This is a genomic window from Pararhodonellum marinum, assembly GCF_015354735.1.
Classification (GTDB): Bacteria; Bacteroidota; Bacteroidia; order Cytophagales; family Cyclobacteriaceae; genus Pararhodonellum; species Pararhodonellum marinum.
Map to the genome: position 1 here is coordinate 156,150 of NZ_JACEFJ010000004.1, position 14,419 is coordinate 170,568.

General features: G+C 39.6%; 15 protein-coding genes. 6 read left to right on the forward strand and 9 right to left on the reverse strand.

What is annotated here, in order from left to right; all coding sequences use genetic code 11:
- Positions 1 to 9 precede the first annotated feature (9 nt).
- Both H1A14_RS10000 and H1A14_RS10005 read left to right on the forward strand, forming a co-directional pair.
- Positions 10 to 1,506 carry a DUF5687 family protein gene (locus tag H1A14_RS10000; protein WP_194776114.1) on the forward strand — a complete coding sequence of 499 codons (1,497 nt, stop codon included), beginning with the start codon at positions 10 to 12 and terminating at the stop codon, positions 1,504 to 1,506.
- The gene (locus H1A14_RS10005; protein ID WP_194776115.1) at positions 1,503 to 2,198 is read left to right on the forward strand and encodes an ABC transporter ATP-binding protein; all 696 of its coding nucleotides are present in this window, start codon (positions 1,503 to 1,505) and stop codon (positions 2,196 to 2,198) included. The genes H1A14_RS10000 and H1A14_RS10005 overlap by 4 nt, the downstream gene beginning before the upstream one ends.
- Here the strand turns inward: H1A14_RS10005 and H1A14_RS10010 are convergent.
- Positions 2,195 to 2,485 (reverse strand): hypothetical protein, encoded by a 291-nt coding sequence (locus H1A14_RS10010; protein ID WP_194776116.1) that lies wholly within the window; start codon positions 2,483 to 2,485, stop codon positions 2,195 to 2,197. The genes H1A14_RS10005 and H1A14_RS10010 overlap by 4 nt on opposite strands.
- 2 nt (positions 2,486 to 2,487) lie before the next feature.
- Positions 2,488 to 2,688 carry a hypothetical protein gene (locus tag H1A14_RS10015; RefSeq protein WP_194776117.1) on the reverse strand — a complete coding sequence of 67 codons (201 nt, stop codon included), beginning with the start codon at positions 2,686 to 2,688 and terminating at the stop codon, positions 2,488 to 2,490.
- A 297-nt stretch (positions 2,689 to 2,985) separates the two neighbouring features.
- On the opposite strand from H1A14_RS10015, the gene H1A14_RS10020 reads away from it, so the two are divergent.
- Positions 2,986 to 4,209 (forward strand): sulfite oxidase, encoded by a 1,224-nt coding sequence (locus tag H1A14_RS10020; protein WP_194776118.1) that lies wholly within the window; start codon positions 2,986 to 2,988, stop codon positions 4,207 to 4,209.
- Positions 4,209 to 4,673, forward strand: a complete 465-nt coding sequence (locus H1A14_RS10025) for a cytochrome C (RefSeq protein WP_194776119.1) — start codon at positions 4,209 to 4,211, stop codon at positions 4,671 to 4,673. Before H1A14_RS10020 ends, H1A14_RS10025 begins: the two co-directional genes overlap by 1 nt.
- A gap of 411 nt (positions 4,674 to 5,084) precedes the next feature.
- Here H1A14_RS10025 and H1A14_RS10030 read toward each other — a convergent pair whose 3' ends face one another.
- The 4 genes from H1A14_RS10030 to H1A14_RS10045 form a co-directional block, all read right to left on the reverse strand.
- A complete protein-coding gene (locus tag H1A14_RS10030; protein WP_194776120.1) occupies positions 5,085 to 5,591 on the reverse strand; it encodes a hypothetical protein in 507 nt (168 codons plus the stop codon).
- Positions 5,592 to 5,715: 124 nt separating this feature from the next.
- Positions 5,716 to 6,078 carry a hypothetical protein gene (locus H1A14_RS10035; protein WP_194776121.1) on the reverse strand — a complete coding sequence of 121 codons (363 nt, stop codon included), beginning with the start codon at positions 6,076 to 6,078 and terminating at the stop codon, positions 5,716 to 5,718.
- Between the two features lie 180 nt (positions 6,079 to 6,258).
- Positions 6,259 to 6,924 (reverse strand): hypothetical protein, encoded by a 666-nt coding sequence (locus H1A14_RS10040; RefSeq protein WP_194776122.1) that lies wholly within the window; start codon positions 6,922 to 6,924, stop codon positions 6,259 to 6,261.
- Positions 6,925 to 7,254: 330 nt separating this feature from the next.
- On the reverse strand, positions 7,255 to 8,355 hold the full coding sequence (locus H1A14_RS10045; protein ID WP_194776123.1) for a glycosyltransferase WbsX family protein: 1,101 nt from the start codon (positions 8,353 to 8,355) through the stop codon (positions 7,255 to 7,257).
- A gap of 176 nt (positions 8,356 to 8,531) precedes the next feature.
- Between H1A14_RS10045 and H1A14_RS10050 the strand changes: the two genes are divergently transcribed.
- Positions 8,532 to 9,335 carry an FkbM family methyltransferase gene (locus H1A14_RS10050; RefSeq protein ID WP_194776124.1) on the forward strand — a complete coding sequence of 268 codons (804 nt, stop codon included), beginning with the start codon at positions 8,532 to 8,534 and terminating at the stop codon, positions 9,333 to 9,335.
- Between the two features lie 72 nt (positions 9,336 to 9,407).
- On the forward strand, positions 9,408 to 10,292 hold the full coding sequence (locus H1A14_RS10055; RefSeq protein WP_194776125.1) for a glycosyltransferase: 885 nt from the start codon (positions 9,408 to 9,410) through the stop codon (positions 10,290 to 10,292).
- Positions 10,293 to 10,369: 77 nt separating this feature from the next.
- On the opposite strand, the gene H1A14_RS10060 is transcribed toward H1A14_RS10055, so the two are convergent.
- Genes H1A14_RS10060 through H1A14_RS10070 form a run of 3 tightly spaced genes read right to left on the reverse strand, consistent with a single transcriptional unit; the run spans position 10,370 to position 14,360 of the window.
- Positions 10,370 to 11,470, reverse strand: a complete 1,101-nt coding sequence (locus H1A14_RS10060; protein WP_194776126.1) for a glycosyltransferase WbsX family protein — start codon at positions 11,468 to 11,470, stop codon at positions 10,370 to 10,372.
- 60 nt (positions 11,471 to 11,530) lie between these two features.
- Positions 11,531 to 13,348 carry an ABC transporter ATP-binding protein gene (locus tag H1A14_RS10065; protein ID WP_194776127.1) on the reverse strand — a complete coding sequence of 606 codons (1,818 nt, stop codon included), beginning with the start codon at positions 13,346 to 13,348 and terminating at the stop codon, positions 11,531 to 11,533.
- A 4-nt stretch (positions 13,349 to 13,352) separates the two neighbouring features.
- Positions 13,353 to 14,360: a glycosyltransferase family 2 protein gene (locus H1A14_RS10070; protein WP_194776128.1), complete on the reverse strand. Its 1,008-nt coding sequence runs from the start codon at positions 14,358 to 14,360 to the stop codon at positions 13,353 to 13,355.
- Positions 14,361 to 14,419: the final 59 nt, after the last annotated feature.

Sequence of the window (14,419 nt, forward strand, 5' to 3'; positions counted from 1 at the left end):
AGCGAGATTATGATTTTTCAATTGATCCGACTGGAAGTTCTGAAGACCATGCGGTCGACTTCTTTTGCAAGAAGTCTTTTGGTGGGGATATTTCTGGTATTTATTGCGCTCCTGTTATTGGGATATGTCTTGGTATTGGGAGTAGTGCTCAAAGAAATCATTACTGATTTTCTGAAAAAGCCACAAGCAACAGATTACCTTAATAGTGTACTGATTTATTTCTTTTTGTTTGAGTTCATGTATCGGTATTTTATACAGAAGCTTCCTGTTCTCGATCTAGGAAGCTTGCTGCATCTTCCCATCAAAAAATCCCACCTCATCCATTTCTTGTTGATCAGATCATTTATATCTCCGCTGAGCCTTATGGCTTTGCTTCTTTTTGCGCCTTTTGCATTCAGGGAGGTGGCGGTAGTCTTTGGTACCACCTCCGCTTGGACTTGGCTTTTGTCCATCCTGTTGACAAGTTGGACTTTACATTGGGTTATGCTGTGGTTCAAGCAAAAATTTGAGGACAGCTTCATTGGCTTGATTGTAGTTTTTGCTGTTCTTTTGTTGGGTGCTGGCTCCAACTATTTCGGGTGGTATAACCTGGGCGAAATCATGAAACCTGTTTTTGATCTTGCCCTAAGCTCCTCTTTACCGGTATTGGTATTGTTTGGACTATTTTGCATCACCTATTTTCTTGCCTATAAATATTACAGGCAAAATGCCTATTTAGAGGATTTGGTGCAGGAGGAAGTAGCATCAGGAGGCTTTGCCCAACAGTCTTTCGGTTTTTTGTCTAGGTTCGGATTGGCTGGGGAAATGGCCACTGTGGAATGGAAACTCATTTTAAGGCACAAAAAAAGCCGGACTTATTTGATGCTGAGTGCCTTCTTCCTACTATATGGTTTGATCTTTTATTCCAATCCAGTTTATCAGACTTCAGATGGAGGGATTTCCGCCATCTTCATTTTTGTAGGTGCTTTTATCACAGGAATATTTATGTTGCAATATGGACAACTCTTCTTAAGCTGGAATTCGGCGAATTTTGATTTTTTCCTGAGTAAAAAGGCTGGAGCTGAGGCTTTGGTCAAGGGCAAATACTTGCTCTTTATAGCAATATCCTGCCTTTGTTTTCTTTTATCAGTACCCTATGTTTATTTTGGCTGGCAATTTCTCTTGATTCACCTAGCTACATTTTTATTCAACATCGGGGTAATTATCCATTTGGTAATATATCTGGCCTTATGGAAACCTAAACCTATGGATTTAAACAAAGGGGCCATGTTCAACTATGAGGGAGTGGGCATCGCCCAGTTTTTGATGATTATTCCCATGATGGTGGCCCCTTATGCAGTTTACCTTCCCTTTGCTTATTTTGTAAGTGACTATGCAGGATTGGCGGCATTGGCAATTACAGGGATAATTGGTATCCTAGCTTTCCCTGTCCTATCCAGAATTGCCATTCAAAAAGTATTGAAAAACCGGTATCAGATATCAGCATCATTCAGACAAGAATTATGATTAAAATAGAAGCTTTAAAGAAACAATACAAAGATGTAGTGGTCCTCGATGTGGAGGGCCTCCATATTCCAAAAACAGAATGTTTTGGATTGGTAGGAAACAATGGGGCAGGAAAGACCACACTCTTTCGGATTATTTTGGATTTGGTGCGGTCCACCTCTGGAGTGGTTTTCATAGACGGGGCTGATGTCAGTAAGGATGAGGGATGGAAGTCTAAAGTAGGCGCATACTTGGATGAACACATGTTGCTTTCCTACCTGACACCTGATGAATATTTTGAAACCCTAAGGAAAATCTATGGCTTATCTGAGGCCGATATAGATCTTCATCTGGAAAAATTCAGGGAGCTTTTCAACGATGAAATCATGGGGAAGAAGAAATACATCCGAGATCTGTCAAAAGGGAACTTGAAAAAGGTGGGCATTGCGGCGGCTATGTTGGGGAATCCGGAAATTGTAATGCTTGACGAACCTTTCGAGAACTTGGACCCAAGTTCACAGATTAGACTTAAAAAGCTCATTTTACAAGAAAAAGAAGTTAGTCAGACCACTTTCCTTATTTCCTCCCACGACCTTAACCATGTCACTGACATCTGTGAAAGGATCGTGCTTTTGGAGAAGGGGAAAATCATCAAAGATCTCAGAGAAAAGGAATTGATGGTAGAGGAACTAAACACCTATTTTGGGACCTAAAATAGGTTTTTAAAAAATGTTCTGATCACAAAGATCCAATTGGCTTTGGAAAGAAGAGATTTATCTGATCGATAAATCTCTTTTTGGTTGTAAACCACTGTTATCAATTGATCCGTATGCAATGGAAAGTTTTTGTACATGCCATATAACTTTCTGAATGGAACATCGATTTTTGGAATAGCTTCACCAGTTATCGCTATGGCAATTTCTTTTTCATTACTCAAGATGGTGATTCTGATCTCATCCGATTCCAGACTCAAGTCGCTGATCAATTGAATGGGATACATGGCTATTTTTTTTCAGTGGTTGAAATGTTAAGCTTGCCGTTCAGCTTCCAGAAAGTATATTCGCTTGAACCGACTTCTTTGGGAACTCCTACTGAAAAATCCTCAAAATCATAGGAAATTACTGCACCTTTTCCTGTTAGTTTTTCATAGAGACCTATGGCCAGATCCGGCCATGACTGGATGTTTTTATTTTCTTGTGACATGATATAAATAATTGGTTAAAGTTCATTGAGATAACAGGTTTGTAGTTTCATTGTTTGAAATAAAAACGATTCAATTGAAATGTTCTCAATTTTGAACAAAGAATTAATTGATCTTGACATACGGGGAAAATTTTGCTAAATGCCAATATTCGGGAGTTTATGATTTGAACTTACTTATTAAAGGGTGGAGTATTGTCTGAAGTTAAAATGCATAATTGATGCCCTGTTTTTTTATTTTTAGCGGAATGGATTAACTTGGTGGTGGAGCTGAGGATACCTTGCAGTGACCATAAAATAATGAAAGATAGAAGGCGTTTTTTAAAAAATTCAGGACTTGCCACTTTGTCCATGTTGGTGGGGGCTGAAATTGTGTTTGCTTCAAAATTGCCCAAAGGTTATCTTCCTTTAGCTCTTTCTGATCCTGAAACGCTGAAGGAATTCGGGAAAATGGAGGAGTTGATTGTGCTGAATGACAAACCCTGGAATATAGAAACCCCCTCCCATCTACTGGATGACAAAATCACCCCTGCTGAAAAAATGTTTGTCCGAAACAATGGACTCGTTCCTGAAATCAGCGACTTGAGGACTTGGATGCTAAAAATCGGCGGGGAATCCGTCAATCAGGAAAAGACTTATTCTCTGGCTGAAATAAAGAATGGATTTGTTCACCATACGTATCAGATTACCCTGGAGTGTGGTGGCAACGGACGAGGTGAATTCTATCCCCCTACTGAAGGTAACCAATGGGGTGTCGGGGCGGTATCCTCTGCCGAGTGGACTGGAATTCGGCTAAAGGACCTTTTGCAGGAGGTAGGGGTTAAAAAAAATGCGGTATATGTAGGCTATCATGGCAACGATGGACATCTCAGTGGTGATCCTAAAAAGGAAGCCATTTCAAGAGGCATACCCATTGCCAAAGCCATGCAGGAAGAGACTTTAATCGCCTTTGGCATGAACGGAAAAGACATTCCTTTGATCCATGGGCATCCTTTACGCTTGGTGGCTGGCGGATATCCGGCTTCTGTATCAGGTAAGTGGCTGACTGGGCTTTCCATCCGTGACAGGATACATGACGGTGCCAAAATGGAATCTCCATCCTATAGAGTACCCTGTGAACCAGTGGCCGCGGGTGTCGAGGTTTCTCCTGAAGACATGTGTATCATAGAGTCTATGCCTGTAAGATCCGTATTGACCTATCCTAAAACAGGAGCCATCCTTAATCTGGGTCGCTCACTGGAAATAAGGGGCCATGCTTGGGCAGGGGAATTACAAGTAGATCAAGTTGCTTATTCCTTCGATTTTGGCAGTACTTGGAATAAATGTGTGCTTGATAAGCCAAGAAATCGGTTTGCTTGGCAGCATTTTTCTGCAAAAATAGATTTCCCCAAAAAGGGCTATTATGAGATTTGGGCCAAAGCCACCGACGAAAAAGGCATTTCACAACCGATGGTGGTTCCGGGCTGGAATCCCAAAGGCTACCTCAATAATGCCTGTCACCGAATTGCAGTAAAAGTAAGGTGATGGAAAAAAGAGATTTAAAAAAGTTGCTCGACTCATTGGGGCTGTTGAGTTTGCTTTTGCTGGGATTGATGGTCGTTGTATTGGCTTTTGTTTTTACACTACGTTTCCAGCCAGATATTTTTGTAGCGGGTATTGGGGAAGAACATCTTATAGAAGAAAGTGGGCCAATCATAGGTCCAATTGAGGAGGGAATCCATGTGGAAACAGGATTGATAGCAGGGGAGGGCCTGACTGCAGTCATTGCCAATTGCACCAATTGCCACTCTGCCAAACTCGTGACCCAAAACCGATTTACCGCAGAAGGTTGGATCAGGGTGATCCGGTGGATGCAGGAAACCCAGGATTTATGGGACCTGGGGACCAATGAGGAATTGATCGTAGCTTATTTAGCAAAATATTATGCTCCCGAGGAGCTGGGAAGAAGAAAGCAATTGAAGGTGGATGAATGGTATGAATTGGAGTAATATTGTGAAAACAGATTTTACTTTTTACCTAGGTTAAGATATTTTAATATTTGATATTCATTGATATGGGATATAAATCAAATTACGATTTACGATTTACGTGACACGGGTTTTGAATTATAAAGATGAATGATGAAGGAGAGTTACGAGATACGAATCTTTCAGCCTCAAGCTTCAACCCTCAAGCCTACAATATTTACTACTTACAACTTTTACCAATTACATCCCAACTACAACCTCTTACTATTTCCGACATCTGTTAGGTTTTCTCTACTTACACCTTTGAGCTTTTCCTCTGTTCTCTGATATCCTGATTATTGAATTATCAAAAATTAAATTGAACCGAATCACAAGGAGAAAAATCACCCCATTATAGTTTGGACTATAAAGGGGTGAAATCTCGAAGGTAAATTAGTTGAGTTCAGGTACTTTCTCCAATTTGGTCAGGCAGGATTGAATGATAATCTGCCATTTTTGCATGAGTGGATGTTCTCCATCATTATCTGAGAAAATATCACTGTCATAAAACTCCAAAACCACCTCTTTTTCTCCGTCAAGTTTCAAGGCCAGGTAATCCAATACCACATTTTTGTTCTTTCCCTGGCCGGTTTGATGTGTTTTTTTTATTTCTGAAAGTTCACAGCATTGATCCAGATTTACAAGGTGGGTCAATGGATTCGCATCGAATTTGGCATAAAGCAATTTTTTCTTCGAAAGATCAATGCCTATGCCGTATAGGTTTCTCCAATAATCCACCTCGTTCAAGTTAAGTTGGTGGGTTTTGGCCAAACTCTCCATGATTTCACGTTGCTGTGTCTTTCTTTTGGATTGTTTTCTATGATGAAAGTAAAATGGCGCAACAAAGGCCAAGAGGGCAAGCAGGGATATCCCTAGGCTGACCGGTTCAATGTCAATCATGGTTTCTGATTAAAATGTTGAGATAAGGGTATAGGTGACTGTAGAGAACAAATCTGATCTCACACAGTCTAGAAAGCAGAAGGATTCGACGCAAGTGAATCCTTGGCTTAATAGAATACCTTATCTACCAGAAATAATGAAAGGGGTATAGGAAAGTGATGGCCTGAAAAATGGGCCTTTTGTGGGCCAATACATGCAATTTGACTTTGAGCGCTTTGCAAAGCAAGTACTCCCCAAAATACGGCAATTCCAAAAAAGAGGCTTTTTCTGAACCACCTGAATCATTGACCACAAGCAGCTTTCCGGATGTGCCCATAAAAAATTGACCGCCCCCTTCATTAAAAACTAAGAGATTGTCAATGGTGGCACTATTGTCAGTAGCCTTGTCTTCCCCTTTTACCTGAGGAAATGACCATGACATACCCAAGATCAGAAAGGCCATCCCAATGGCCAAAAGTGATTGCTGAAAGTTGGTTTTTTTGTTCATGGACAGTGATCGGATTGAGAAAATCAGATCGACAATTTAGGTCAAAATCCACACCATTTTTATTGAATTGGAAATAAATAATTTTGGGAATAATTCCTAAAATGATCCGACTCTTTAGGTCTCCTTAGTTTGGCCTGTTTTTCACCAATTCAGACCCGAGGATCAGGTTATTCTAACAGTTTATTGTATTTCCACTCCATACATCAGGAAGCCGGTCTCCTTTTCAATTTCTTTGGTGACAATCATCCTGTTGCCTTCTAAAGCGATCACCTCGTAAAATTCCCCTTCAGAGTATTTCCCGGATTTGAAGTCTTTGGTTCTCAGTTTTATCAAGACCTTGCCGTCCTTTTCCTCTAAGGGAGCATTGAGATTGATATTTGAAGTTTCGTTGACCTCTTTTGTTGTTGCCCTCCATTGATCTCTCGAGTATTTTGTCTCTACTTTCAAAACCATCTTCTTCCCTTTCACTGCCTGACTTACTTCTTGAAAAGTAACTGGGCTTTCCTTAAAAATCCGCGCCGTGTACATAGAGGTTTTGGAAAACCAGGAATTTTCAATGGACCTGTAGCTGATGTAAATATGGCTTGCTCCTTTCATGGAAGCTTCAGTCCGGAGTTTTGTCAGAGCCCTGTTATTGATGGAGTTTATGGGAGAAAATGAAAAAAATCCTCTGGCCTTTGCAAAAATCTGATCTCCCTTTAGCATGTCCTTACCCTCCGCAAGTTCATCCAGGATTTTGATGTTTTCCACCGGGGTAAAACCTGCAATATGCCACTCGTCAGACTGGGCAAAGGATTGCGTTTGAAAAAACAATAAAACAATTAAATAAATGATTGGACTTTTCACGTTATTGAAAATTTAGTTAAAAACGATGGAAAAATAGTGCTTTTTACTTTTGTTGTATTATGTTTTGAAAAACTTAACCTAAAATTTACATTGACTGATATCCCATTTCATTTTTGCATAAACCTCCCTTTTGATTTTGAGAATCCTTAAAGGCTTGGTAATCTAGCAGATGCTGTTTTTTCTAGATCATAATATATTGTTGACTGTACAAAGAGCTTGTAAATAAAAGGGAAAAGATTTTATAGCCTAAATGGAAGGTAAAAAAGACCACCGGTTTTTAGGTGTTTTTTTCTTGGTTTGAAAACTGCAATCAGATCGAAATGATGAAAATTAAATATTGTCTTTTAAACTCTTGAGAAAATCCTCCCCATATTTTTGGTCGGGCTCCAGGTGACAGCCTTCAGCCCATTCATTCCAGGCATTGATAAATAAAAACTGCCTGTCCTTAGGCAGGTTATTTTTGGTGTAGTCTGCTAGTTTTTTCACCCATGCTCCAAAAAGTTCCGGACTGGAGTTTACAAATATTCTCGCATGTTTCCTTTTACGGGGAGAATTATCCCATGAAGGACAGGCGCATCGAAAATAGGGATAAGCTGGAATCTGCCTGTTTTCCATATTGTTTTTCATGGTGATGTAATCGTACACGCCATTCTCATAAATGCCGTTTTTTCGAATTCCGGTAGTGTGCAATAATTTATTGAAGAGGTATTGAAATTTTTTTCTTTTATGGATTTTCAAACCTTGGCATGAGACATCCGGCGCAAACTCCATTCCGGCATCAAATCCGCTTTTGACCGGGTCGTCGTCCCTTGAAAAATTTTCCATTCTGATAAGGTACAAATCATCAAATCCGGCTTTCTTTGCCTCCTTTCTCCATATCATAGTAGCCTCTTCGATGAATGGGTGAATCTCTGATCTGTATACCAATAAAACGGGTTTATTACCTATTTTTATGTACCGTGGATCTCGAAAAAACTTCATCAAATATTTGATGTGCGCCAAATCATCCTCCAATGAATAACTTTGCACTTGGAGAATTTCTTTGTCCTTTCCATCCCATCGCCTTGTCCAGCTTTCATTTGCCCAACTTAAGCAATAATTAAAATCGATGTCGGAGGTAAGCCATTGTTCTAAAGGTTTTTCCAAAAGCAATTTGCCATTGAACCAGTAGTGATAAAAGCAGAATCCATAAATCCCATAGGCTTTTGCCAGATCGGCTTGTTTTCTCATGACCTCTACATCATTCAAATCATAATAGTCTCCATCAGCGGGAACATGCGGCTGATAATGGCCTTCAAAAACCGGTTTTGTCTTTCGAACATTGGTCCACTCTGTAAAGCCCTTTCCCCACCATGAGTCGTTTTCAGGAATTGCATGGAATTGAGGTAAATAGAGTGCAATAGGTTTGATAGGGGAATTATTTGTGTCCATTAAGTGGTTTAAATATAAAATGTCAAATAAAAAATATAAATTTAATACTTTTCCAATGATAAAAAGAGTTTTGGAAACTTTTCCAAAAAGATAATGAAATTACCACTTTACCAATTGGGCATCAGCACTTAATAGTCGTCTAAAAAGTAAGAACTAACCTTCGTTAAAAAAACACAATGTCTTTTTTCAGTTTTAAAGCCAAGCAAAAACCAATTCCCAATGCAAAAGAGGACGAATTGAATCGAATAAGGTCAATGGCCTTTGAAGAATCTGGGGTTGCGGTGGGGATATTTGACAAGCCTTTTCAATTTCACCATGCTGCCAGTTTTGTCAATACCTATAAGGAGATCTTTCAGGATGAGATTTACAAATTTGATCCTCTGGTTACTTCTGGTGGATTAATATTGGATTGTGGAGCCAACATGGGCTTAAGTGTCTTGTATTTTGCACTGAATTATCCGGATCATAAAATCCTGGCCTTTGAGCCGGAAGCTGAAATTTTTGAGGTCTTGAAAGGAAATGTAATGGCATTCGACCTTAAGAATGTGACTTTATATAAAAAGGCGGTTTGGATTGAGGAAAGCGAACTTGTTTTTCATTCAGATGGAGGAATGGGAGGAAGGATACATACCATCTATAAAAATTCACCTGCTGAGGTGACCAAGGTAAAGACCATTGAATTGAAAAAATTATTGAATGAAAAGGTTGATTTTTTGAAAATTGATATTGAAGGGGCTGAGTATGAGGTATTAAAGGATTGCAAGAATGAACTTTCCAAAGTGAAACATTTATTTTTTGAATACCATAATGATGTTTTTAAAGTTCAGACGTTGCATGAACTATTGCAGATGGTGGTAGAGGAAGGTTTTACTTATCATCTTAAGGAGTCAAGTGCAAGAATGAAACCATTCATAGACAAAGACTTGATTTGTGAACGCTATGACATGGCTATTACAGTTTTTTGTTCAAAAAAAGATTAAGCACATGTATTGATCAATTCGAATCAATAGAATTAAAACCTACTTCGAAAGCTAAGATAAAAAAATGTTATTATGCTAAGTATAGTGATTTGCTCAATTGATGTGGAACGATTGAGGACTTTAAAGGAAAACATAAGGCTCACCGTTGGCGTGCCTTATGAAATCATTGCCATTGACAATTCCATTGATCCCAGGGGAATAACCAGTGTTTACAACCAAGGGGCAAAAGAAGCAACCTTCGAAAATCTATTGTTTGTCCACGAAGATGTCAAATTCAACACGCAGGATTGGGGTAAATTACTGGTAGACAACCTAAGTCAAAAAAATGTCGGTTTGGTAGGGATTGCCGGATGTGCTTACAAAACAAGGTTTCCTACTGGATGGATTTCTCATGGTCTGGAGTATAGACTGATCAAAATTAATCTCATACAACACTACAAATATGAGAAGAAAGAAAGTTTGCATGCTTTCCAAAGAATAGGAGAAGAAAAGCTTGCCAGAGTGGCCTGTGTAGATGGGGTATTTTTAGCCACCAAAAAAAAGGTGGTTGAAGAATTTCCGTTTGATGAAAGCTTAAAAGGCTTTCATGGGTACGACATTGATTTTGCGATTGCAGTCAATCAAAAATACGAAGTGTATGTCACCTTTGAGGTGCTAGTAGAACATTTTTCTGAAGGCACATTGAATTCTGAATGGATAGAAAGTACATTTTATATCAATCAGAAATGGGCAGATCAATTGCCTCTCAACCCTCTTAATCTGATAAAAAGAGAAATGGCCATCTGTGAAAAACATACCTTTCGCACTATTCTGAAGTTCTTCAGCCAGCATGTCCCCATAGGAAGGATGTACGGTGTGCTGAAGATAAGTGCCCTGAAGCAGTTGGATTATGCCACCTATCTGAAAATGTATTTTTCCTTGGCTAAGGCCTACCTAAGTAAACAGGAAAAGAGCTGATGTCAAGCTCATGTAAATTTTTGATATCATCACGCTGAACTGTTCTAAGGAACTTCCCAAAATCAAATGTTGTCCCTTCAAATGTTGTCCCTTAATGCTTCTAAAAATTGATGCCCATATTTAGAATCCGGTTCTAGGTGGCATCCTTCCCCCCATTCATTCCATGCATTGATAAATAAAAATTGCTTGTCTGTACTTAGGCGTTTTTCGGTGTATGCTTTTAGGGTCTTTATCCATTCTCCAAAGGCTTTGGGACTTATATTGACATAAATCTGCGCATCTTGACTTCTTCTTGGAGAATTGTCCCAAGATGGACATGCACATCTGAAATAAGTATAATTTGGCGTTACCCGTTCTTCCATATTGGATTTAAGATCCGAGTAGTCATATACATAATTTGTAAAATAGCCGCTTCGTCGGACCTTAGTGTAATGGAGAACCTTACTCAGACGGTACCTGAGCAGGTTTTTTTTCAGGACTTTCAATCCTTGACAAGTCCCGTCTGGGGCAAACTCCATTCCGGCATCAAAACCACTTAGGGAAGGCGCTTGATTTCTGACAAAGTTTTCCATCCTGATCAAATAAAGGTCTTCGAAACCCGCTTTTTTTGCTTCTTGACGCCAGATATCCGTAGCCTCTTTGATGAAAGGATGGAGTTCGGTCCTATACATCAGGAGTACAGGTTTGTTTCCGACTTTGATGTATCTAGGGTCATTAAAAAACTTCATTAAATACCTGATATGGGCCAGCTCATCCTCCTTGGAGTAATTTTGCTGCATCAATACTTCCTGTTCTTTACCATCCCATCGCCTGGTCCAGTTTTCGTTTGCCCAGCTGAGGCAATAATTGAAATCGATATTTGAGGCCAGCCATTCTTCCACCGGTTTTTCCAAAAGCAATTTGCCGCTAAACCAATAATGGTAAAAGCAAAATCCATAAATACCGTAGGATTTGGCCAGATCTGCTTGCCTTCGCATGGTTTCAAGATTGGTGAGATCGTAGTAGTCCCCATCGAGGGGAACATGAGGCTGATAATGTCCGGGGAAAACAGGTTTTGATTTTTTCACATTGGTCCATTCCGTAAATCCTTTTCCCCACCATTCATTGTTCTCAGGAATTTCATGGAATTGGGGTAGATAGAGTGCAATGGGTTTCATTTCCGAATTGGGGTTACTCATTGTTTTTCTTTTATAACCTAAAGCGTTTTTAGAATAAGCCAAATTGCATACATCAAATCATCAAGCATTTGAAAATTGCTGCATTTCTATTAACCTGCTGTATAGGCCTTCTTTGTAAAGCAATTCATGGTGGTTGCCTTGTTCCACAATCCTACCATTGTCAAGCACCACAATCAAATCAGCTTTCTGGATAGTAGACAATCTATGTGCAATCACCAAAGTCGTACGGTTATGCATCAGTTTTTCCAAAGCATCCTGTACCAGTTTCTCCGATTCGGTGTCCAGTGCAGAAGTTGCCTCATCCAGCAATAAAATGGGTGGATTATTTAACACAGCCCGTGCAATGCACACCCGTTGTTTTTGTCCACCGGAAAGCTTGGTTCCCCGGTCACCGATATTCGTATCATATCCATTCACCGTTTTTTCTATAAATTCGCTGGCATTGGCAATTTTAGCTGCTTCTATGATTTCTTCCAAGGTAGCCTCAGGTTTGCCGAAAGCAATGTTGTTGCGTATGCTGTCATTGAACAAAATGGATTCTTGGTTGACAATGCCTATATGTCTGCGTAGGGATTCTGCACTGATGGAACGAATGTCAATGCCATCAATCATTATTCTCCCCGCTTTGGCTTCTATAAATCTAGGTATCAAATCCATCAGAGTGGTTTTTCCAGCCCCTGATGGCCCCACCAAGGCCACTGTCTTCCCTTTAGGGATATTTAAATTGATGTTTTTCAAAACAGGTAAGCCATAAGAGAAATTGATATGTTCAAATTGAAGACCTTTTTCAAGACCTTTCATCACAAAAGGCTTGTCCTCATCGATAATCAATGGTCTTTCATCAATGAGCTCTAAAACCCGCTCACCGGCAGCAAGTCCTGCATGGATGGTAGAAAAGGACTCTGTAATGGCTTTAGCAGGACGCATGACCTGAGAAAAAATGGCTATGTAGGTGATAAATTCCGCGGCTGACAATTCCGATTGGTTTGTCATCACCAGCGACCCCCCGTAAAGTACTATGATTGCGACCATCAAAACACCTAAAAATTCGGATACCGGCGATCCCAATTGTTGCCTGTAAGCCATCTTTCTCCCCAAATCCGAATAAGCCACATTCTCCTGATGAAACTTGTCCTTGGTTCTGTTGGATGCGTTGAAAGCCTTGATGATTTTGATTCCTGATAAGGCTTCATCCAGCAAACTGATCATCTGCCCATAGCGCTCCTGTGCTTCAGTGGCCTGTGCCTTCAACTTTTTTACGATTCTTGAAATGGCAAAAGCCGATATGGGAATGACCAAAAGGGCAAACATGGTCAATTTAATGGATATGGCAAATAGAATGAATATATATGCCATCAGCTGAAGCGGTTCTTTGAACAGAACCTGAAGGGTACTGGTGACGGAAAACTGTACTACGTGAACATCTGAGGCAATCTTGGAAATGATGTTTCCTTTTCGCTGTTCGTTAAAATATTCAACATGTAGATCCATTACATTTTCAAAGACCGCTTTGCGGAGTTTGAGCAGGGTGTGTATTCGGAGATTTTCCATCACCCTTTGACTCAGATAGCGAAAAACATTGCCAAAAAATACAGAGAGTACTAGAACAATACAAATCCATTTTAAAGCATCAAAAGCACCATAAGTCGATTGTATGGATTGCGTCATGTACTTGAACTGCGCCATGATGTCATACCAATTCTCGGGTTTAGGAAATACTTCTCCAGAACTTTCTTCGAATAAAGTAGAGAGAAGGGGAGCCAAAAGTGCCAGATTCAAGGTGTTGAATATGACCGCAAGTAGCGTGAGTATGATATAGGGTATGGCGTATTTTTCAATCGGTTTGGCGAAGGAAAGTAGCCTAAAATAAGTTTTCATTTGTTTATGTTAACGAAGCGCTTGTACCTAGAGAAACTTCATTTTTGAAGTTGATTTCCTGTTGTTTGCTTAGTTTTTGAATGATTTCCTCCAAACTATTTGATTGGGGATTTTTTTTCAGTATTTTTTTTAGATTCCCTCTTGATTTTAAAATCGCTTGGTTTTGCTTTCTAAAACCTTTGTAACTTTTCCATATCCAAGCTTTTCCGATTAGCAACTTCGGCAATATGTCTGAAACAAGAAGGCTGTTTTGATATCTTGTAAGGTCAGTGGTATGAATTGCATTTAGAATCATTCGATTCCTGAAATATATTTCTTTGATGTAGGAACGCTCGAAATGGTTACCTATTGAGCTTGAACCCAAGTGGTAGCAGATGGATTTTGGTTCCAAATAGCACTCCCATCCCATTCGCCAAGCTCGTAGAGATAAGTCTACATCCTCTGAGTAAAAAGGTGAGAAAATAGGATCAAAACCGTTCAGGTGCTTAATTTTGTCTGTATGGACAAGTGCATTCGCACCGGATAGAAAAGTTGTTAGCAAAGGTTTTTTAGAATGGGATTTTTTATTCTTGATTTTTAGGGTCAATCCTTTCAAAAACATAGATTTTTCTGAAATCTCAACCGAACCATCAGGTTGAAGGATAGTGCCCATCACACCAAAGCTATTTTCCATTTCTACATACTTCCAGAGCGCGTCAAAATACCGCTCAGTCAACTGAATATCCGAATTCAAGAGAAATGAGTAAGACATGGTGGCTGCGGCAATCCCTTTGTTACAGGCTTTTGAAAATCCTTCATTGAGGGTGCTTTCAATAATTTTCACCGAAGGGAAACACTTTTTCAATATAGCCGCAGAGTTATCTGTAGATGCATCATCTACAACAATGATTTCGTAAGGTATATTCTGAACTTGAACGGCCCTGAAGGTGTATGGCAAATACTCCTGTAGCAGCTTTTCCCCGTTGTAATTGGGTATGATGATGGAAAGGGACCTTTCTTTTATATTTGGCATTGGAATAGTTGGCTTCAATAAGGTTAATAAGCTCTGGAGTCATTCAGGATAAATATTTG